The following is a 21,466-nucleotide window of genomic DNA, read 5'->3' on the forward strand; positions in this document are numbered from 1 at the left end:
CAATCCGCTCTTTTTGAGGTAGAGCAACACCTTCATTTTGTCTGTTTGCATACGCTTCTGTTTTTATGGGCAAAGTTACCCGTTACCGAAGCGTTCTCAGCTATGCAAAGCGTTGTATATCAGAGCAACAGCAACCAAATCGCAGAAAGTTCACTTACCGAATACTCTTCCGTCAGTTACCTGCTCCTACCTCTTCGTTACCATTCGGAGAATGGGCTAACGATTTGGTAACGGAACTTCTGCACAAATCCACGCTTTCTGCACTTTACCTCGCAGTGCAAATCACAGAGATATCGTGCAAATCCCTCTCATTTCCATTCACTTACCCGCAATCCTCTCCCTAATGCCCTTCCCCCTAATAGTTCCTCCGCTGGAACTAAAAAGTTCCTCCGCTGGAACTGAAAAGTTCCTCCACTGGAACTGAAGAGTTCCTCCCTTGGAACTAAAAAGTTCCAAGAGGGGAACTCTTTTTGGAACTCGTATATACTACTAAACCAGCACGATATGAGCAGCCTTTTATTAGGATAGGCGGAGTATTCGTTATGGGGAGATAGGAAACGAAGAGGTCGCACAGGAACTACGGCGATGTAGTCTCCCATGCGACCTAACTCTGAGGGTGAGCTACTGACGAGTGCAGTAGTCTCTATGTGGTGAGGGCTTACTAGCTCAGCCCCTCGATCTGACCATCGACGATGTCCATGTGGACGGCCTGTGGTTCCTTGGGCAGGCCTGGCATACGCATGATGCTACCCATGATGACGACAATCATCTCGGCGCCGCTGTTGAGGACGATATCCTCGACCTTCATATCAAAGCCTCGCATGTCGCCATATCCCTTGGGATCTGCCGAGAAGGAGTACTGCGTCTTGGCGATGCAGATAGGATAGCGCTCCATGTTGAGCTCTTGGATACGAGCGAGCTTCTTCTCAGCCTTGCTACTATAGGTCACGTTGGCAGCACCGTAGATGCGCTTGGCGATGTGCTCTACTTTCGTTTTGACCGGCTCGCTGAGCTGATAGACGTGATCGATAGGCTCTGAGGGATGCTTCTCAATCGTCTTGACGACCAGCTTCGCCAGCTCGGTAGCACCCTTGCCACCCTCACTGTAAGCATTGTTGATCGCAAAGCCACAACCTAGGACCTGCTCGCAGTGATTGCGGACAATCTCGATCTCCTCGTCTGTGTCGGTAGCGTAGCGGTTGAAGGCGACGACCACCGTCTGCCCGAAGTTGTGCAGATTGTGCACGTGACGATCTAGATTCGCAAGACCCTTACGGACACCCTCTATGTCCTTCTCGTAGATCTGCTTTTCGTGGACATCACCGTGCATCTTAAGACCAGCGAGGGTAGCGACGATGACCGTTAGTTTAGGCGTTATGCCTGCTACTTGGCACTTGATGTCGAGGAACTTCTCCGCACCGAGGTCGGCACCGAAGCCAGCCTCCGTGATGGTGTAGTCGCAGCAAGACATAGCCATCTTTGTCGCGAGGATCGAGTTACATCCGTGAGCAATATTAGCAAAAGGTCCGCCATGTATGAAAGCTGGGGTTCCTTCGGTGGTCTGCACGAGGTTCGGCTTGATCGCATCCTTTAGAAGGATGGTGATAGCGCCACCGACGCCCAGGTCCTTGACACGAAATGGCTCCTTAGCCTTGGTGTAGCCGAGGAGGATATTGTCGATACGACGACGCAGGTCGTCTAGGTCAGAAGCGAGGCAAAGGATCGCCATGATCTCACTCGCAGGGGTGATATCAAAGCCAGTCTCCGTGGGGATGCCATTACCGACGCCCCCTAAACCCGTGATGCAGTTGCGCAGGGAGCGATCGTTGACGTCGAGGACGCGCTTCCAGAGCACCTCGGAGAGTCCCTCGCAACTATTTCTATTCTGATAGATATAGTTGTCTAGAAGCGCAGTGATCATGTTGTGCGCTGAGGTGATGGCGTGAAAGTCGCCCGTGAAGTGGAGGTTGATGTTCTCCATCGGGAGCACCTGAGCGTAACCACCACCAGCGGCACCACCCTTCATACCGAAGCAGGGACCGAGGGAGGGCTCGCGAAGCGCTACAGCAGCACTCTTGCCGATCTTGTTAAGCCCGAGGGCTAGACCGATAGAGACGGTTGTCTTACCGACACCCGCCTTGGTCGGCGTGATGGCGGTCACGAGGATGAGGTTACTCTGCGCTACCTTGTCGGGGTCTATCCGATCGAGGGAGACCTTGCCAATGTAGTGGCCATAAGGCTCTAGTTCACTGTCTGTGATGTTTAGCTGGTGAGCGATCTCCTCAATAGGCTTGAGCTCACACTCACGAGCTATCTGAATATCTGATTTCATTGTAGTACTATGTTAGTGTATAAGTAAAAAGGCACCCCCTACAGGGTCGGGTAGACCACTATAGACGACGCCCTAGCTAAACAAGATAAGAGCCGAAAGCCGGACTCGAACCGGCGACCTACTCATTACGAATGAGTTGCTCTACCAACTGAGCTATTTCGGCGTCTCATTGACGATGCAAAAGTACAACAAACTTTTGATACTACAAAGAGGATGCGCTTTGAGTTTGCTTTCGCCACCCGCTTTACTAAAGAAAAGCTATCCAATACCGACAACTTAGTAGACAAAACAGAGAGACCAAAGATTCCAATTGGAAAACTTCCGAAAAGCTCATTTTTCTCAAACGACTAGTCTACAAGCTATTGCGAATTACATTTGGAAAACTTTTCAACAGCCATCGTTTTCGAAGTTGTTTTATTTGGTTATCTCGTAGGAAAGCAGTAATATTGCAATCGAAACAAACAAGGATGCCCTACGCTACCCATTCTTTCGTCAATCTGCGATCTATATATAATAGGGTGAACTAGCGCATACCGCCTAGTCACTGGGAAACTGGTGTGAGTCCAGTACAGAACCCGCTGCTGTAATTCTCGCCTTGGAGGAGGATCACATATCCACTGTCTTAGCTTCATAAGATGGGAAGGAGATTACTCCGAGCAGGGCTACGCTACACAGAGCATAGTCCCGACGAGATAAGTCAGAAGACCGACCCTAGCATACAGAGATCGTAAGGGATAAGACGAGGAGTGTCGCTAGAAGAGCGACAGTCGCACGAGAGATGGACGAAGCGTGGCAACCTACATTACTTTCGGGAATTGAAGTATGACAACAACTATCAAACAAATCATCAAGCGGGATGGGCTTCAGGAGCCATTTACCCCGTCCAAGATTGAGAACGCCGTTCTCAAAGCCTACATCGCCACAGGTCAGACCGAGTGTCTCCAAGAGGCGAAGACAGTAACCATGGGCGTCCTCGGACGCATCGATCAGGAGGTCATCTCTGTCGAGGAGGTACAAGATCTCGTCGAGAGCGAGCTCATGAAGGTGCAGCCTGAGGTGGCTAAACGCTACATACTCTATCGCGAGTGGCGCAACACGGAGCGTCAGAAGAAGAGCGAGCTCAAGCGCAACCTCGACGGCATCGTCACCATCGACAGCAACGATGTCAATCTGAGTAACGCCAATATGAGCAGTCACACGCCCGCTGGGCAGATGATGACCTTCGCATCTGAAGTCTCTAAGGACTACACCTACCGCTACCTGCTCCCCACGCAGTATGCTGAGGCGCACCGTCGTGGCGATATCCACATCCACGACCTCGACTACTACCCAACCAAGACGACCACCTGTATCCAATACGACCTGGCGGATCTCTACGAGCGGGGCTTCCACACGAAGAATGGTAGCATACGCACGCCTCAGAGCATCCAAAGCTATGCCACGCTGGCGACGATCGTCTTCCAGACGAACCAAAACGAGCAGCATGGAGGACAGGCGATACCAGCCTTTGACTTCTTCATGGCTCCTGGCGTCTACAAGACTTTTCTCAAGCATATCGCCGACACGACCCGCCTATTCCTTCACTGCCAGGGAGCCACAGACCTGCCCTCAGTGCAAGAGATACGAGAGCTGGCTGGTCAGCATCTAGACAGTATCGTCCCGACCTCGACGGCGGTGACGAATCTGTGTCAAGCTCTAGGCCAGCGGGTCAATAAGGAGATACCACGCAAAGAACTGGTCTTCCTGATCAATCAAGCGATCGAGCGCACACGTCGTGACACGCATCAGGCGATGGAGGGCTTCATTCACAACCTCAACACGATGCACTCGCGTGGTGGCAATCAGGTTGTCTTTAGCTCGATCAACTATGGTACCGACACCTCGGCCGAGGGACGTATGGTCATTGAGGAGCTGATGAAAGCAACTACCGAAGGTCTAGGCGTAGGTGGCGAAGTGCCAGTCTTCCCAATACAGATCTTTAAGGTCAAGGACGGGGTCAACTACTCCGAGGCGGACTTCGACCGTGCGATGAAAGACTTCGACCGTGCTGTGGCTGGGGAGATAGAGTTTGAGACGCCAAACTTCGACCTCTTCCTGAAGGCTTGCGAGACAACGGCGAAGGCGCTTTTCCCCAACTTTGTCTTCCTCGATACGCCCTTCAATCATAGTGATGAGTGGGATGCGGAGGACCCGCTGCGCTACCGTCATGAGCTAGCCACAATGGGATGCCGTACGCGTGTCTTTGAAAATATCAATGGTCCACGCACCTCCATCGGTCGTGGCAATCTCTCCTTTACGACGATCAATCTACCTCGCCTAGCCATCGAAGCAATGCGCTATGCTAAGGAGCAGATGGGTACGAAGGAGGATATAGGCAAAATGCGCAGTATAGCAATCAATAAGCTCTACACTTCAATTCGTGAGATGGCTCGGCTCGTAGGCGAGCAGCTACACACGCGCTACGAGTTTCAGGCGACAGCCTTGGCGCGTCAGTTCCCCTTCATGATGGGCAATGATGTCTGGAAGGGCGGGGGTGCCCTACGTCCCAACGATCCTGTCGGTCACGTGATAGACAGCGGTACGCTCGGCATCGGCTTCATCGGTGGGCACAACGCTATGTGCGCCATCTACGGCGAGGGACACGGCACCAACCAGGATGCTTGGCACACACTCTACCACTGCATCGAGATCATGGGTGAGGTAGCACAGGAGTTCAAGGAGCGCTACCATCTCAACTACTCCGTACTAGCCACTCCAGCTGAGGGTCTCTCAGGTCGCTTCACGCGCCTCGACCGTAAGCGCTACGGGGTCATCGAGGGGGTCAACGATAGAGCTTACTATGTCAACTCCTTCCACATCGATGTCAAGGAGGAGATCCACATTGCGGACAAGATACGTCTGGAGGCTCCCTTCCACGCACTCACGCTAGGAGGACACATTACTTATATAGAGCTCGATGGCGAGGCTAAGAAGAATGTCAAGGCGATCGCCAAGATTGTCAAGCTAATGCAAGACAACCACATTGGCTACGGCTCTATCAATCACCCGATAGACACTTGTCGCGAATGTCACTACAAAGGGGTCATCTATGCGAAGTGCCCGATATGTGGTGGCGAAGACATACTACGTATGCGCCGCATCACGGGCTACCTGACGGGCGACCTCGCCTCATGGAACTCCGCCAAGCGTGCCGAAGAGGCTGATCGCGTCAAGCATCACTAGCCTCTCAAGCCTCTGGCTTCTCAAATGAATGTCCTCAAGGTCATACCCGAGACCATCCTCGACGGTGATGGGATACGCTGCTCCATCTACTTAGCAGGCTGCTCCCATCACTGTCCAGGGTGTCACAACCCTGAGAGTCACAGTCCGCTCGCAGGCACACCCCTGACGGAGGAGTACCTGCAGCAGATCATTGACAGGATCAACGACAATCCCCTCCTCGACGGCATCACGCTGAGTGGAGGGGATCCGATGTTCAGTCCCGAGGAGCTACTCACGCTCCTCAAGCGTCTCAAGAGCGACACGGGGCTAGAGATCTGGTGCTACACAGGCTACACGCTCGAGCAGATCGAGCAAGACCCCACACGCGCCCCACTGCTAGACTATATAGATGTACTCGTCGATGGACGCTTCGTACAGAGTCTCTACGACCCTCAGCTCTCCTTCAGAGGCAGCTCCAATCAGCGCATCATAGCCCTGCACAAAGCGCAGCGCTAGCTAAAGTCAAGCCCCACGCTCCTCCTCTGCCACGCTCCGACCAGTGCCAGGAGATAACAAAGAAGCAGAAAGGAACCTCCCCGAGATATTTCCAAAGATTTTCCAGCCTTGGAAAATCAAATTTCCAAGGGAGGAAAAGTAGTTTTCCAAGGAAGGAAACTTTGCTTTCCAGCGTTGGAAAACGAGCGTTCCCCTAGAGGAGCGGACGATCAGACGGCAATAAATCTTGGGAAGGTGATGGTGGGGTAAACTTTTTTGCGTACCTTTGCACGGTTCGTACGAGCCAAGGCTCTTGACGGACATCCAAATCATTCAAATCTCAATATCAACAATGGCAACTAAAATCAGACTACAAAGATTCGGTCGTCGTGGCTACCCCTTCTACCGTATCGTCATCGCTGATAGCAGGGCTCCACGGGATGGAAAGTTTATTGAGAGGATAGGTTCTTATAATCCGAACACTAATCCTGCTACAATAGATTTGAAGTTTGACCGCGCTCTCTATTGGCTCAAGGTCGGTGCACAGCCTAGTGACACCGTACGTCGCATCCTCTCACGTGAGGGTGTCCTCCTTAAGAAGCACCTCGATGGTGGTGTCGCCAAGGGTGCATTCACACAGGAGGTCGCAGACCAGCGCTTTGAGGCATGGCACACGAACAAGCAGCAGCTCCTCAAGGGAGTCGCTGAGCGTGACCAGCAGAAGGCTCAGGATATGGCTCAGAAGCAGCACGAGGCTGAGGAAGAGCAAAATAAGGAGCGTAGCAAGGCACTAGAGGAGAAGAAAGCAGCCATCGAGCGCGAGAAGGCTGAAGCTGAGGCCGCTGCTAAGGCTGAAGCTGAGGCTGCCGAGGAGGCTAATGCTACCGAGGAAGCACCAGCTGCTGAGGAAGCTCCAGCCACCGAGGAGGCACCAGCTACCGAAGAGGCTCCCGCTGCTGAGTAAGCTAACAAGCTACATAACCTCTACGACATATCAAGTCGTATAGACACGGATACGTATGTATCATGATATCCAGTGAGACCCAGACTGCATAACTTTGTGTAGTCTGGGTTTCTCGTTTGAGCTGACCGATCTATCTATGTGACAGTCACCCTCCCTCTCATCATGACATCTCCACAACTACAATACCACACCACTACCCAGGGACTACGTATCGTCTACTACCCTATCCCCAGCCAGGTCACCTATATAGGCTACATGGTACAGACGGGGTCGGCTCACGATCCGCAGCCTTACCATGGACTGGCACACTGTACGGAGCACATGCTCTTTAAGGGAACGCATAGACGACACGCTCTGCACTTGGTGAATCGGGTCGAGGCAGTGGGGGCCGACCTCAATGCTTTTACCACTAAGGAGGATACGACCCTGCACATATCAATCCCCTCACGCTACGCACTCAGAGCCGTTCATCTGCTCACGGATATCGTGCTCAATAGCTACATACCAGCCGAAGAGCTGAGCAAGGAGCAGGAGGTGATCATTGAGGAGATTGCTAGCTACCTAGATGCTCCGAGCGAGCGGATATACGATGAGTTTGAGGAGTTGCTCTTTGGTGGCACTCCGCTTGCGCACAATATCCTAGGCTCTGAGCAGTCGGTCAGACGTATCTCCTCGTCTGTGGTACGACGCTTTATGGATCAGTACTACCGTCCCGACAATATGGTGCTGGGCATCTGGGGCGAGATAGACTTTGCCAAGGCAGTGGAGATGATCGAACATCTCTACAGCGAGCCACGAGTAGCTGCGGGAGATCCATTTAAGGTGCCAAAGGTCAAGCCCACGACCACTCCCGAGCGACTCATCGCCAAGACGCACCACTATCGCACTAACCAGAGCCACTGCATCATCGGGACACATGCTCCGAGCCTGCACGACCGTGAGCGCTACGCTATGACGCTCTTCAACAACTTCGTCGGTGGTCCCGCCATCTCCTCACAGCTGAACCTACATCTGCGTGAAGAGCTGGGACTAGTCTACAGTGTCGAGGCTAGCTACACGCCCTACCTAAGCGATGGCGTCTGGAACGTTTACCTAGGCACGGGGAGCGACACGTTACAGCAAGCTGTTGAGGCGGTGCATAGCATCCTAGACCGCTATGTCACTAGCCCCATGAGTACGGAGCAACTAGCCATCAGCAAGCAGCAGATCGTGGGGCAGCTACTCCTCGCCAATGACCAGCACGACAGCGAGCTTATCACCATGCTCAAGAGCTACCTCTACTTCGGCAGGGTCAGTAGCGTCGCTGAGGTCTCCGAACGCATACAGGCGATCACGCCAGAAGAAGTCACCGATACCGTCAGTCGCTACCTCACGAGAGCGCAGCGACATACGCTCATCTACAAGTAGTAGAGCTACATCGCGAAGGAGGTCAGGGCTGACGCATGATAATCAGCCGTCTAGAAGCTACACATGACGATAGCTAGGAAATAGGCATTTCGTCTATCGCTACACAGTGTCTACGGATCCTCTCTGATTACGCCTTCCTCCCGAAGAATTAAATTCCTACCTAGGAATTTGCCAAATAGCTACCTAGAAATTTCCCCAATAGGTACCTAGGAAATAAAAAATTCTTCGGAGGAATCAAATGAAACTTCGGAAGAATCAAAAAATAAGTCCGAAGAATTTGCCATTTCCTAGGTAGGAAATGGGCAAATTTCTAGGTACTTATTTGGCAAATTCCTAGGTTGGAAATCAGACGAGCGCATTTTTATCATGCGTCACCCCTGCGAAGGAGGTGAATGTCAAGGGCTTTTTCACTACCTTTGTGAACGCTGAGGCAAGTGCTACAGACTCAGTACGTGAGACAACCCAACCTCTCTATGCTACTACGGATACTATACATTATATATATAGTCTTATTTGCGGCTCCCATTTATGCGGTCCTTACCATCATCTTAGCAGTCATTATGACGGTGGGCTGCTTGCTCGGCTTTGGCAAGTTCTTTAGCTACTACCCTGGACTCATCTGGTCGTGGCTAGGACTAATCCTATCCCTCTGTCCCGTCACCGTACGAGGGCGCAAGAACTACGACAAGAAGGCCGGACCCTACGTGGTCATGGCAAATCATCAGGGAGCCTACGACATCTTCCTCCTCTACGGCTTCCTCGGCATCCCCTTCAAGTGGGTGATGAAAGAGTCGCTACGGCGTGTTCCCTTCGTGGGTAAAGCGTGCGAGGTAGCGGGCTTTATCTTTGTCAATGGGCATAGCATACAGAACATTCGCAACTCGCTAGACGAAGCGAAGCGTTCGCTCGGTGATGGTTACTCTATCTTTATCTTCCCCGAGGGCAGTCGTACCCGCACAGGGCGTATGCAGCCCTTCAAAAAGGGGGGCTTCGTCATAGCCGACGAACTAGACATACCGATCATTCCTGTCTCCATCTCGGGCTCCTATGGAGTAATGCGTGCTGGCTCGCTCCTACCCCACTGGCGTCGCCTCTACCTAGACATACACCAGCCTATTCATCCTCGTGAGTTCCACACCTCAGATCAGCCGATGCAAGACCTCCGCGAGCAGGTCTACCATACGATACAGCAAGGCATCCACGATGGCACAGAGCAACTCTAGCACCACGGCTCCTTATCGCATCCTCTTCGTCTGCCTAGGCAATATCTGTCGCTCGCCTCTCGCTGAGGCTATCATGCGGCAGCTTCTAGCCGAAGACCCAGCGACTTCATCTCGGATTGAGGTGGACTCGGCTGGCATCGGCGGTTGGCACCAAGGCAGTCTACCAGATCCACGAATGCGTGCTCATGCGGCAAGACGAGGAATTGAGATGACACACCGGGCGAGGCAGGTGACGGATAGAGACTTTGAGACCTTTGACCTAATCGTCGCCATGGACGATGGCAACTACGAGGCGCTACGTGAGCTGGCGCCTACGTTAGAGCAGCAGGCGAAGGTCGTGCGCATGGCGGACTACCTCGAGCAGATGCCGTGGGATCACATACCCGACCCATACTACGGTGGAGCTTCGGGCTTTGAGCTAGTCCTCGACCTACTCACCGAGGCGTGTACCCGTCTATACCATCGTTGCGCCGCTCAGAGCGATAAGTAAACAAGTGAGGGGGACAGCACTACTTTTCGTACTTTTGCGCTGGACTTATTACGATCCTAATTAACGAGCAATCTTTGATTCTGATGTTTCCTAAGATAAAAAGGCTTCTCTCCATCTGTGGCGGCTATCTCAAGCAACTGTGGGGACGCATGTGTAGCATGCCGACCCTCTTTGTCTTCCTGACACTCCTGCAGGTGATCATGGGTGGCTTAATGATACTTCACCTTCGCATGGAGATGCCTCTGCTCCTTTGGCTGGGAGGCTATATCGCCGGCACAGCGATACTGATGACGCTCCCCGCCATCCTGCCTCAGCGGTGGTGGCGCATCACGTGGACTAGCCTGATCGTACTGCTCTCGGCTGTACTATTTATATATGAGTACTATCTCCTGACACAGCACGGCACACTCCTGACGCAGACTGTATTGCTACAGTACTATACGCCCCGTGCCGACGAGGTGTGTCGCTCACTACTACTCTGGAGCATACCGCTGCGCTCCCTCCTAAAGTCCATCGGGCTACTCTGTGTCATCTCCCTCGCGACTTGGTTAATACGCAAGGGCTGGGGACTACTCTCTCTGATACTATTGGTGCTCATATCTGGTGTGCCACACGCCATGCAGATTAGCCCGATAGTGGCCGAAGGTATCTCCAATGATGAGGCTTACACCCTCGCTCACGAGTACAATATGATGAGTCGCTACATCGGGACGACGCTAGGAGTCTTTGCCAATCAAAAGCGATACGATGATATGGCGCAGAACTTATGGAAAAACGTTCCGACCAACGTTCGTCTCATGCCTCAGCGTCAGCCGCACAATGTGGTGGTCATCATCGGCGAGTCTCTACGTCGCTTAGATATGCACTGCTACGGCTACCCGCTAGAGAATACACCACACCTAGACTCGCTCGTACGCTCGGGCTCACTCACGCTATATGACGATGTCGTCTGCCCACAGCCCAACACAATCACCTCACTGCGACGTGTCCTCACCATACGAGGAGAGGATGAGCAGGCGCCTTGGGATGCCACGACTACGCTACCTATCGCTTTCTCCTCCGCTGGCTACAAAACTTATTGGTGTAGCAATCAAGAGATGGCTGGAGATTGGATCGAGGAGGTGTCGCTCATAGCCTCTACCGCAGATAGCTCGTACTACACAGAGGGAAGCACCTCTAGTGCCTTGCACTGGAAGGCTGGTCGAGTCAAGTACGATGAACTCCTCCTCCCACATCTAACGGACTACCGACAGACCACTTCGCCTAGCGGTCATCTACTTGTGATGACCCACCTAATGGGTAATCATGCAGCCTTTGCCGATAGATACCCACACGACCGCTTTGGCCGCTTTACGGCTGAAGATGTGAGGCAATTGGAGCCTCACCTCAGTGCCGGCGAGGCGCAAAACTCGGCAGAGTATATGAACTCTATCCTCTACAACGACTACATCGTCTCAGAGATTATCAAGTACTACAGCCAAAGCTCCTCCATTGTCATCTACTTCTCCGACCATGGACTAGCTCGCTATGACAATCCCGAGGCACCTCATCAAGCAGCTCACTCAGTCTCTGAGAGGTCCCTCCAGATACCCTTCATGGTCTATATGTCCGACCAGTTTGCAGCTGAGAATCCAGACGTCCTACTAGCCGTACAGCGCGCTAAGTACAAGCCCTTCATGACGGACCTTTTCACCTCTTCACTGATGGGACTGATGGGGATCCAGTCAAACTATACCATCCCCCGCTTACAGCTGTGGAGTCTCCAGTACGACGCCACCCGACCTAGACGTATCAAGGGCTTTGGCACTGAGGTCACCTTCACCCCTAAGCATCCAGATCAGCTATGAAAAAGGCTCTCTTCAACTACCTCCAGGGGGTCAAAGCTAGGGCTCCTCAGCTAGTATGGCTACTGATTGCGATGCTAGCGATCTTGACGCTCAATAATCTCGTCCTCAGAGATCTGCTCTCAAAGAGTGCTCCTTATCTATCTAAGGAGAATATTCCCCTACTATGGGACACCCTCTGGATGGCTACCCTACTCTACGTCATCCCCACCCTGATACCCCATCGCATCACACGCAAGGTAGTCCTCATCACTGAGCTGGTACTGGTCAGTGCCGTACACATTATGGATCTCTACCTCGTCAGTACCTACCAGATGCCCTACTGTGACGCTATCGCCACACCTATCTTTGCGACCAATCCTGGAGAGGCACACGGCTTCTTCAAGTCGCTACGACTAGATATGCCCTTCATGCTACGAGAGTGGGGCAAGCTACTACTGGCCATCTTTCTACCGCTCGGAGGCTCTTGGTTGATCAGTCGTGCCAAGGATGCTAAAAAGGGGCTTTCTCCCGAACGTATCACACGCTTCCAGAAATATAGCTCCACAATCCTCTTCATAGTGGTCCTCGTCGGGGCACACATACTCGGTATCAGCTACCTACGTAAGACTCGTATAGTGGCTAGCGAAGGGGGTATCCAGTACAATATCCACGCTCCTATAGCTCGCCTCTATCTGAGCAGTCGTATGTTATGTCAAAACGCTAAGCACTGCGCTCTCAACTACAGACCTCGGCAAGCGACACCTCAAGAGGTAACCGTAGACTCGCTCCTACCACCGCACAATGTTGTGCTGGTCGTCGCCGAAGATATCTACCCGCACCTGATGCACTGTTACAATCCTATCGTTAGCGACAACACCCCCGCCATAGACTCCCTCCAGCAGACTGGCTCTCTCATCAAGCTCGATAGCATCTATAGTGCCTCTGACAATGCGGCTCTCGCAGCTGCCTGGACGCTCTCCCTATGTCCTAAGGATAGTCCTGACAGTTGGGATACCTACCCCTCTATCTATAGTATCTTTCGAGTAGCAGGCTACGACACCTATTGGCTGGACAACACTCCACGCATAGCTCACGGACTAGATGTCTACCCCCCGCTAGCAGCCGACTGCGATGACCTCTTCTTTACCAATCTCCGTGCAGACGATCAGGACTGGACAGACCAAATCCCCTACGACGATGCTGTTCTCAACTACCTCAAGCCGCTAAAAGACCAGTCCCGCCTCACCACCATCCATCTCTTAGGAGGTCGGAGTAACATTTGGTGGCGCATCCCCGAGGAGTTCTACAGGTACAACCGTCTATCTGCAAACACCGACATAAGCCTGTCTGGCGATGCACTAGACCACCTAGCTCAGTACTACAATGTCGTCTACTACCAGGATGACCTCCTCAAGCGAATCGTAACGTACTACCAGGACACCCCCACGATACTTATCTTCTGTAGCCCCGTAGGCGTATACGGTGAGTGGCACCCCTACTCCAGCGATCAGGTGACTCCCGACACTAGAGCGCAGGTGCCGATGCTACTCTACCTCTCCCCAGCTATGCAACGCATATCGCCCACCCTACGAGATCAGCTGCTACAACTCAATACAGAGCGACACAACCTCAGCGACCTACCTCAGATACTGATGCGTCTCTCTGGCATCAAGGTCTCTTTGTAAACCTACTCCCCACACACAAAGGTTGCCACACCTATGGGACTTCGAGCCTCATTCGTGTGGCAATTGTTTTCTCCCGAGGAATTTTCCACAATAGCTACCGAGGAACTGAGACGAGCTCTTTTTTTTTATCATGCGTCAGCCCTAGGCTACTCGAAGTCCAGGGGGACGCTCTCTATTGCTTTGCTTCAAAACATTTTATATCTTTGCCTGAGGTATGTAACCAGACCGAAAGCGAACACGATAGAACCGAAACATACTATCACACCAATAGCTACAAGGTCAGGTGCGCTCGTGCCCTCACCACCGAGGACGTGGTCACTAGGGTGCACGGAGAGTGCATCTGACGAGGATTCACTGGCTCTGTACCTAAAGAGAGATCTATCTACTACTTAAGCAACCATACAATACGAACGAAGACTGATGCATCACTTAACGAATCGACTGATCCTGCGGATTCTCTTTCCGCTCTGCCTTCTCGCTGTAGCCAATAGCGGTAGCGCACAACAATCCTTCGGGGGCAGACCACAGCTCCTCGGAGAGGGTACACTACGTACCGCAACGGCAGGTATATCGCTTGCCCCAGACTTTAACCCTCAAGACTTACTCCGCAAAGAGGCATGGCACGAAGGGACACTCCAGCGCAAACCTTACAACGTCGGCAAGGTAGTCCCATGCTCCATCGACTTCGCCACAGCTGCTGAGCTCATCGGCTCCGTAGCAGGCACTGACATCTACCGACTAGAGATAGATATGGAGCAGACACCTGTAGGTCTGAATCTGTACTACTCCGACTTCTTCATTCCCCAGGGTGGTCGACTCTATATCTACACACCTAGTGGCGATCAGCTCCTCGGAGCCTACACACACGAGACACATCCTCGGCATGGGGCCTTTGCCTCTGAGCCTCTGAGCGGTAATAAGCTCATATTAGACTATGAGGCTCCTAGAGGCTCTGCTAGGCCCTCTATCCAGATCAGTGGCGTGGGCTACCTCTACCGCTCGACAATGCAGGCGATGCCTACGATAGAGCGCGAAGACGGCTCAGATCCTGGCAGAGACAAGTACTGTCAAATCAATGTTAACTGCCCCGAAGGCGACAAGTGGCAAGAGCAGAAGAGTAGCTCCGTCATCTATATGCCTATCTTTGCGGACGGTAGTATGTCTCTCTGCTCGGGCAACCTCATCAACAATGTCAAGGGAGACTTCAAGCCTTATATCCTCACAGCAGCACACTGCTCTGGCGAGGGTGAGACGAAAGACCCCTCGGTAGGAGCATTTAAAGGAGACTTCGGTATAGACCAGGAGAAGATGGATCAGTGGATTTTTGGCTTTCACTATGAGAAGCCACGCTGCAACAATAGTGACTACGGCTTCCAAACGACCAAGACACTCACCGGCGCTACGATCCGCACCTACACATCTCCCTATGGTTACTCCGATGGTATGCTCCTAGAGCTCAAGGAGGATATACCTCTCGACTACCGTGTCTACTACTCGGGTTGGAATGCTACTGAGAGCGATACTTGGCGTACTGGAGCGGGTATCCATCACCCTGCAGGAGATGCGACCAAGATTGCCCTATACAGTGGAGGCATGAGTCTTGGTCAGTGGAGGGAAGGCCTTGCAACGAATCCTACAACCTTAGGGGGGCTGTATGATCACTACAAGCTCATGTTTGACAAAGGGAATACCGAGGGTGGCTCTTCTGGTTCGCCACTATACAATGAGCAAAAAGAGCAGATCGGCACTCTGACAGGTGGTATGACAGCTACCTGCGCTCAAGACGGATTCTATGGACGTCTCAGCTCACACTTCAACAAGTACAAGGACAAGGGCAAGCTCCACCACATGGATATGTACCTTGACCCAGAGAATACGGGAGCTCTCAAGGTGGCTGGCACATGGCGCCAGGGATACGAGCCTTTTGCCCCTATACGTGAGCTACGTGGTAAGCTAGACCTCCAGGACCACCCCAAGGTAGAGCTCGAGTGGGATGCAGTTCCTGCACATGCACAGGGCTACCCCATCAGCTATCAGATATACCGTAATGGCATACTACTCAAGGAGGTGACAGAGACGAAGTATACAGACCAGCTAACCTCAGACCTGACAGCACCAGGCTCTGTCAGCTATGCTGTCAAGGCTATCTATGATGTCGAAGGCAAGCCAGCCTCTACCCCTGCTGCTTACCGTACCATCTATACGGGTAAACTCGTCAAAGAGGTCAAGGCTAATGTCAAGGCTAATGATGCAAATGGAGGAGTCTCACTCTCTTGGTCAGCTCCTCTCAATGCGCAGATCGTCTCTAAGATTGCGGACAGAGCAAAGATGCATCCTGTCAAAGCATCCCACAGCGGGGTATCTGCTACTAACAAAAGTTTTGATTTACGCTACTTTGACAAGTTCCGCTTAGGGCTCTCACCCTTTGACAAGCCACTCTATGTGCTCCAAGTCAACATCCTCCCTGTGCCAAGTAGCAAAGGCAGACTACACTATATCTATTTGCGCCAGAAACTCAATAATAGCCCCGAATACATTCAATTCTATAAAAGTCCCAAGGAAAAGGATGTAACTGGAGCGCCTGAGTGGCTCTCGGTACCTCTCCTAAAGCCATTTAAGCTACACATGGAGGAGAATCTTGAAGTAGGATATAAAATTCCAACAGACCTTCCACACGAGGTGTACATCGATACAAACTCTAAGGATGAATACATTAGTGTGGACGGAGGTCTCGCTGCTCTCTTTTCTCGTGGTATAGGTGAGTTTGAACCAATGACTAACTTTACAGACCAAGGCTACATGGCTATCGAGCTGGTTGTCTCTGACAATCCTACGCTCACCCGAGGCGATACGATCCGTGAGACCTTCACACGTGGCCCACTGCCCGTTCCACTCCCCGAGGTCAAAGGCTACGCGGTCTATCGCAATGACGAGCTTATCTCCCAGATTGAGCCTACCCAACTCTCTTACCAAGACGCTGCAGGCAAGGAGGGTGACAACTACCGTATCGAGGTACTGTACGAAGCTCCCGAGAAGCTCGCTGTAGATAAGGGTATAAAGGGCGCTCAGCAGCCTTATCTCTATCCTTCTATCATACGAGATCTGGCGACCCTCACTGAGGCGGACGAGGCGCTATCGCTACAGCTCTACGACCTGTCAGGACGCTGTCTCCTAGCGCTACAAGGCGATGCGCTACGTAGCTCTATTGATCTGACCGATCTACCCGAGGGCTCATACATTGCGCTCATACGTACTGCACAAGAGACCTTCACGCAGAGAGTTGTGATTAAACGGAATTAACTTTAAGCTCTCTAAGCAAGCAAAGGTGACTGAGGAGGAAGTAGCTCGCCAAGAGGCTTCCCCTCAGCACCCAGCTTAAACAGATTACAAACCCTAAACGAACAAATACTATGATGAGGCTAACAAGATCTATATCTCTACTCGTGATCGTCGCCCTCTCATCATTCATATGGAGTGCGGCACAGGTGGACTGGGATGACGACGCGTACTACGTTCCCTCCAGCACGCCTCAGCAGGATAGTCGTTCTAGCAATCCGTGGGGCGACGACAAGGATCAGTATGATGACCAAGACGAGCTCGATGCCTACAACCATCGTGGCAAAGAGTACACGGGAGAGCGCGGACGGAGCTACTCCTCTTCGCAGCCACAGAAAGGTGTAGGCAAGTATAGCCGTCGCATCTCTCGCTTTCACAATCCGGCCACTGTATACATATACGACTCGGACAATGTAGACGTATACTACAACGAGGATGGCACCTACGGGATCTACACCTACCCCGACCGCTACGACTACGTAGCTGACCGATACAACCCCGTCGGCATCTCTATCAATCTGTGGAGCCCTGGCTGGTATCCCTCTTGGGACTACTACTATGACTATATGTGGTACAGCTCTTGGTATCCATGGTACACGAACCGCTACGCCTACCCTTACAGCTGGGGTGGCTACGGTTACTGGGGACCTTCCATTTGGTATACCAATCCCTGGTCGTGGGGCGGTAGCTATTGGTACGGATACTACCCACACTACGGAGGCTACGGCTACGGTGCTGGCTATAACAATGGATACTGGGACGGATACTATGCTGGCTCGTACGGCATCTACGACCCATACTATGGTAACTATGTCAAGCCCTCGACCTACTACTCCAACGGTCGCCTAGGTAGCAGCTACTATGACAAGAACAATAGCAGCAACCCACGCGCCTCTCGGGGCAACCAAGGTACACTCTCGGGCAATGCTCGTAGAGGTTCGCTAGACACATCAGCTTCTAGTCGCAACGAGGTGGCTGACCGGGGCAACTTCTGGAGGGATGACCGCAATCGTGTCTATGACAATACGCAGGGACGCAGCGCACGTGGATCGTACGACCAGTCAAGCAGTGCACGCCGTAGCTCCTCTGAGCAGTACCAGCAAGGCTCCGCACGCTCTCGCCGTGGCTCTTACTTTGAGGGTAGTAGCACGGTAAGACAGGAGAGGCAGGTCTCCTCACCTAGTCGCAGTTACGACACGGGTTCCGCACGCTCTCGTCGTGGTAGCTACAACGCCTCAACGACTAGCCAGAGAAGAAGCTATGATACTCCAAGTAGAAGCTATCGCGAAAACAACAGCTCCTCCTCCGTACGCTCTAACCGAGGCAACAGTAGCTGGCAGGGAAGCTCTTCTAGCTCTTCCGCTCGTAGCAGTCGCAGTCGCAGTTACGACTCTCCCAGCTCTAGATCATCCTCTAGCAGTAGCTTTGGATCGTCCTCCTCTTCTTCATCAAGAAGCAGTAGTTCATCCAGTAGCTCCTCCTCTTCTGGCCGCAGTGCTAGAGGACGCCGATAGTAAACACTTCTAAGTATGAGACTTGTATCATTAGCCACCACACTCAGGATCTGACTAATGGTCAAGTCTCATTCGTTTATACACCCACACATATAGACTATGCTTCGACACTATTTCATTCCCCTCATAAGCTCAGCCCTCCTACTCATCACGGGGAGCTACCTATCCGCACAGACCCATGACAATGCGCTACGCTTTAGCACCGAGACCCTCGACGGGACGGCTCGCTACCAGGCTATGGGTGGAGCCTTCGGCGCTGTAGGCGCTGACTACGGTAGCTTGCGACAAAACCCCGCTGGTCTAGGGCTCTTTCGCAGTAACGAGATACAAGGAACCATCTCCTTCGGGCAGAATCTGGACAAAGCCACTTGGTATAATGAGCAGTACAAGAAGGGACGCACCGCCTTCGGGGGCAATATGTCCGTCGTGCTAACGACACCGCTCAGAGGGTCGGGCCTATCCTTCAACTTCGCCCTAGGCTTCTACCAGCGTCAAAGCTTCGCTCGCTCCTTTGACGTAAGCAACCATCATATCACGGACTTCTCACTAGCAGACTACACGGCCCTTATCACGCCGACCAATGTCTCTTCCGAGGATCTCCTCAGCAAAAATGCTTATGGCAACGTCCGCGCACCTTGGCTCACCATACTAGGACATGGAGCTGGCTGGACAGTGCCACATCCAAACGGCTTCTACGAGAGTGCCTTCAAATATAGCGACAAGGGGGGTATCTTAGGGCCGAGCAATTCGCAACTACGGGTCAACGAGCGTGGAGGGATCCAGGACTTCGACTTCACCTGCGGGCTTAACTACAACGACCGCCTCTACTTCGGTCTAGGCGTCAAGCTCAGTGCGCTAGACTATCGGATGAACTCCTACTACGGCGAGGACTTCATAGACAAGGACTACCTAGAGCTCGCCAACGAGCTTCGCACTTCAGGCTCTGGCGCATCAGTTAGCTTCGGCTTGATCGCTCGTGTCTCAGACCATCTGCGCTTAGGCGCTGCTGTACAGACTCCCACATGGTTCACACTGCAAGACAACTACGTGGCAGGAGCCGAGTCTCGACACCTACGAGTAGACAAAGAGGGCAAGCCTCTACCCGAGAAGGATTGGACAGTCAAGGATCAGACACCTAGCGATGCTGCTTGGCAATACCAGCTACAGACCCCAACAAAGATCGTCCTCAGTGGAGCCTTCGTCGGGAGGCATGGCATGCTAAGCCTCGACTATGAGCTGGCCAACTACTCGGGGATCCAGCTCAAAGACACCTATGGTCCTTTTGTCGATGACAACAAACTGATGAAGGAGTACTTCACCCCGATGCAGAGCACCCTACGTGTCGGTGGTGAGCTGAGAGTCTCGCCTCAGTTCAGTCTTCGTGCGGGTGGATACTGGAGACAAGCTCCTATGAAGGCGAGCTTCGACTCCGATCCTAAGCAGAGTGCCAAGATCCATGTCAACGAGGCTGGTACCGTGCCGCACTACGAGATCGTCGGCATGGGCTATGGCGTCACGGGCGGACTAGGCTGGCGCTTCTCACCCTCCTCTTATGTAGATCTAGCGGTCGTCTATCAGGGACAAAAGTCTCACATGTACCCCTTCCCGACAGGTTACGATGAGAAGACTAAGTTTCACGTTGAGACGCCTCAGGCTATCCAGCTACAGAAGCAGCGCATCTACGGGGTAGCCACCTTCGGCTTTAAGTTCTAACTCACTTCATCGCTTTACACTTATGTCACTATCTTCCAAAGCTTGGGATCGCTTCCTCAATATCCTCTTACGCTCGGACATGGCTCGCGTCAACCGCGTCGAGTGGCTCACCGATGTACTCTACCCCTTTCTCTCTATCACGGAGCTAGAGCAACTCGCCACGGAGCCTCCGCACCGCTTTCTCTCAGTGAAAGTCCTCAACCACATAGCCAACCAAGAGATACGTCGCCACACCGAACTCCTAGCTATGGGCTCGGCAGGTAGCAGTCTCACCGGCTGCGTAGGCACCTGGGTCGGCATACCGACAGAGCTAGCGCAGTACAGCGTCAACATCCTCCTCTTGATACAAAAGCTCTCTTACCTCTACGGCTGGGACGACTTCTTCACCTACGGATCTGTGACGACAGAGACCAGAGCGCGCTTTACCTTCCTCATGGGTAGCATGCTCGGCATACGTGAGGCCGATGAGCTCCTGCGCAGTGCGTGCACACTATACCAGGGGCAAGTCTCCATCACACCGATGCGCTATCTAGGCAAAGAGTCCCCCATCGACAAGGTCATAGCCGAGATCTCAAAGCGTCTCCTCATCCTATCCGCCAAGGGTGGCATCACCGCCTGGATCGGTCGCAAGGCGCCACTCATCGGAGTCACCCTCGGAGCCACCTCCTCATACCTCCTCGTCAAGCCTTCGCTCGTACGTCTCAAGGTGCTCCTACGCGACCTCATGCAGGCGTAAGTCTCCGAGTGAGCGGCTCTTTCGTGCATCTCAATAAATCCGTACCTTTGCCCCACATCAATTCACTTTTTAGACGAATAGCAACTATATGGCCAATTGGTTTGAATGCAAGGTGACCTACGAAAAGATGGTCGACAACGGAACGCCCAAGCGTACCTCCGAGGGGTACCTCGTACAGGGCGACACCTATACGGAGATTGAAGAAAGACTCACTAAGGAGCTCACGCCCTTTACCTCTCTAGGCGAACTAATCATCAATACGATCAAGCGGATCAAGCTCGCAGAGCTCTTCCTCTCTGATCACCCCGAGGACGACCGCTTCTATCGCTGCAAAGTCAACTTCATCTCGCTCGACGAGACGAGAGGTGTCGAGAAGCGCACCGCAGCTGCTATGATCGTGCAGAGCGATAGCCTGCCCAACGCCCTCAAGCGCCTCGAGAAGGAGATGTCCACGACTCTCTCTCCCTACGAGATAGCCGCCATCACCGAGACCATCATCATGGACGCTTGGCCGATAGACTTCTCCAAGCCCAACGAATAATCT

Annotated in this window: 14 protein-coding genes, 1 tRNA gene and 1 riboswitch; of the genes, 13 read left to right on the forward strand and 2 right to left on the reverse strand. The window is 52.7% G+C overall.

Features of this window, described 5'->3' with window-relative positions; genetic code table 11:
• Positions 1-661: 661 nt before the first annotated feature.
• Both L215_RS0108570 and L215_RS0108575 read right to left on the reverse strand, forming a co-directional pair.
• Positions 662-2,332, reverse strand: coding sequence for a formate--tetrahydrofolate ligase (locus L215_RS0108570; RefSeq protein WP_027451648.1), 1,671 nt, complete (start codon positions 2,330-2,332; stop codon positions 662-664).
• A gap of 90 nt (positions 2,333-2,422) precedes the next feature.
• Positions 2,423-2,495: transfer RNA gene (locus L215_RS0108575), tRNA-Thr, on the reverse strand.
• Positions 2,496-2,831: 336 nt separating this feature from the next.
• A riboswitch (cobalamin riboswitch) is annotated at positions 2,832-3,060 on the forward strand.
• 94 nt (positions 3,061-3,154) lie between these two features.
• Here L215_RS0108575 and L215_RS0108580 point away from each other — a divergent pair.
• From L215_RS0108580 to L215_RS0108640, 13 genes are all read left to right on the forward strand, one after another.
• Positions 3,155-5,554, forward strand: coding sequence for an anaerobic ribonucleoside triphosphate reductase (locus L215_RS0108580; RefSeq protein ID WP_027451649.1), 2,400 nt, complete (start codon positions 3,155-3,157; stop codon positions 5,552-5,554).
• Between the two features lie 24 nt (positions 5,555-5,578).
• A complete protein-coding gene (nrdG, locus tag L215_RS0108585) occupies positions 5,579-6,049 on the forward strand; it encodes an anaerobic ribonucleoside-triphosphate reductase activating protein (RefSeq protein ID WP_025883392.1) in 471 nt (156 codons plus the stop codon).
• A gap of 331 nt (positions 6,050-6,380) precedes the next feature.
• Entirely contained in the window at positions 6,381-6,992 is a 612-nt protein-coding gene (locus tag L215_RS0108590; protein WP_025883391.1) for a 30S ribosomal protein S16, read from the forward strand.
• 162 nt (positions 6,993-7,154) lie between these two features.
• Entirely contained in the window at positions 7,155-8,399 is a 1,245-nt protein-coding gene (locus L215_RS0108595) for a M16 family metallopeptidase (protein ID WP_027451650.1), read from the forward strand.
• Between the two features lie 473 nt (positions 8,400-8,872).
• Positions 8,873-9,622, forward strand: a complete 750-nt coding sequence (locus tag L215_RS0108600; RefSeq protein ID WP_025883390.1) for a lysophospholipid acyltransferase family protein — start codon at positions 8,873-8,875, stop codon at positions 9,620-9,622.
• The gene (locus L215_RS0108605) at positions 9,603-10,112 is read left to right on the forward strand and encodes a low molecular weight protein-tyrosine-phosphatase (RefSeq protein WP_025883388.1); all 510 of its coding nucleotides are present in this window, start codon (positions 9,603-9,605) and stop codon (positions 10,110-10,112) included. The genes L215_RS0108600 and L215_RS0108605 overlap by 20 nt, the downstream gene beginning before the upstream one ends.
• An 83-nt stretch (positions 10,113-10,195) precedes the next feature.
• Positions 10,196-11,959 (forward strand): phosphoethanolamine transferase, encoded by a 1,764-nt coding sequence (locus tag L215_RS0108610; protein ID WP_027451652.1) that lies wholly within the window; start codon positions 10,196-10,198, stop codon positions 11,957-11,959.
• Positions 11,956-13,623 carry a sulfatase-like hydrolase/transferase gene (locus tag L215_RS0108615; protein ID WP_025883387.1) on the forward strand — a complete coding sequence of 556 codons (1,668 nt, stop codon included), beginning with the start codon at positions 11,956-11,958 and terminating at the stop codon, positions 13,621-13,623. The genes L215_RS0108610 and L215_RS0108615 overlap by 4 nt, the downstream gene beginning before the upstream one ends.
• Before the next feature lie 420 nt (positions 13,624-14,043).
• Complete coding sequence (locus L215_RS0108620; RefSeq protein WP_027451653.1) at positions 14,044-16,923, forward strand: T9SS type A sorting domain-containing protein; 2,880 nt, start codon at positions 14,044-14,046, stop codon at positions 16,921-16,923.
• A 110-nt stretch (positions 16,924-17,033) separates the two neighbouring features.
• Positions 17,034-18,473, forward strand: coding sequence for a hypothetical protein (locus L215_RS0108625; protein WP_025883385.1), 1,440 nt, complete (start codon positions 17,034-17,036; stop codon positions 18,471-18,473).
• A gap of 99 nt (positions 18,474-18,572) precedes the next feature.
• Positions 18,573-20,186 carry a hydrocarbon degradation protein gene (locus L215_RS0108630; RefSeq protein ID WP_025883384.1) on the forward strand — a complete coding sequence of 538 codons (1,614 nt, stop codon included), beginning with the start codon at positions 18,573-18,575 and terminating at the stop codon, positions 20,184-20,186.
• A 22-nt stretch (positions 20,187-20,208) separates the two neighbouring features.
• Positions 20,209-20,922, forward strand: a complete 714-nt coding sequence (locus L215_RS0108635) for a hypothetical protein (protein WP_025883383.1) — start codon at positions 20,209-20,211, stop codon at positions 20,920-20,922.
• 88 nt (positions 20,923-21,010) lie between these two features.
• Positions 21,011-21,463, forward strand: a complete 453-nt coding sequence (locus L215_RS0108640) for a DUF4494 domain-containing protein (RefSeq protein WP_025883381.1) — start codon at positions 21,011-21,013, stop codon at positions 21,461-21,463.
• Positions 21,464-21,466: the final 3 nt, after the last annotated feature.

The organism is Porphyromonas uenonis DSM 23387 = JCM 13868, from assembly GCF_000482365.1.
Classification (GTDB): domain Bacteria; phylum Bacteroidota; class Bacteroidia; order Bacteroidales; family Porphyromonadaceae; genus Porphyromonas; species Porphyromonas uenonis.

Coding starts and splice junctions, on each gene's coding strand:
- nrdG (WP_025883392.1), top strand. CDS start 5,579: ATGAATGTCCTCAAGGTCATACCCGAGACCATCCTCGACGGTGATGGG.
- L215_RS0108635 (WP_025883383.1), top strand. CDS start 20,209: ATGTCACTATCTTCCAAAGCTTGGGATCGCTTCCTCAATATCCTCTTA.
- L215_RS0108610 (WP_027451652.1), top strand. CDS start 10,196: ATGTTTCCTAAGATAAAAAGGCTTCTCTCCATCTGTGGCGGCTATCTC.
- L215_RS0108580 (WP_027451649.1), top strand. CDS start 3,155: ATGACAACAACTATCAAACAAATCATCAAGCGGGATGGGCTTCAGGAG.
- L215_RS0108640 (WP_025883381.1), top strand. CDS start 21,011: ATGGCCAATTGGTTTGAATGCAAGGTGACCTACGAAAAGATGGTCGAC.
- L215_RS0108630 (WP_025883384.1), top strand. CDS start 18,573: ATGCTTCGACACTATTTCATTCCCCTCATAAGCTCAGCCCTCCTACTC.
- L215_RS0108600 (WP_025883390.1), top strand. CDS start 8,873: ATGCTACTACGGATACTATACATTATATATATAGTCTTATTTGCGGCT.
- L215_RS0108620 (WP_027451653.1), top strand. CDS start 14,044: ATGCATCACTTAACGAATCGACTGATCCTGCGGATTCTCTTTCCGCTC.
- L215_RS0108590 (WP_025883391.1), top strand. CDS start 6,381: ATGGCAACTAAAATCAGACTACAAAGATTCGGTCGTCGTGGCTACCCC.
- L215_RS0108570 (WP_027451648.1), bottom strand. CDS start 2,332: ATGAAATCAGATATTCAGATAGCTCGTGAGTGTGAGCTCAAGCCTATT.
- L215_RS0108615 (WP_025883387.1), top strand. CDS start 11,956: ATGAAAAAGGCTCTCTTCAACTACCTCCAGGGGGTCAAAGCTAGGGCT.
- L215_RS0108595 (WP_027451650.1), top strand. CDS start 7,155: ATGACATCTCCACAACTACAATACCACACCACTACCCAGGGACTACGT.
- L215_RS0108625 (WP_025883385.1), top strand. CDS start 17,034: ATGATGAGGCTAACAAGATCTATATCTCTACTCGTGATCGTCGCCCTC.
- L215_RS0108605 (WP_025883388.1), top strand. CDS start 9,603: ATGGCACAGAGCAACTCTAGCACCACGGCTCCTTATCGCATCCTCTTC.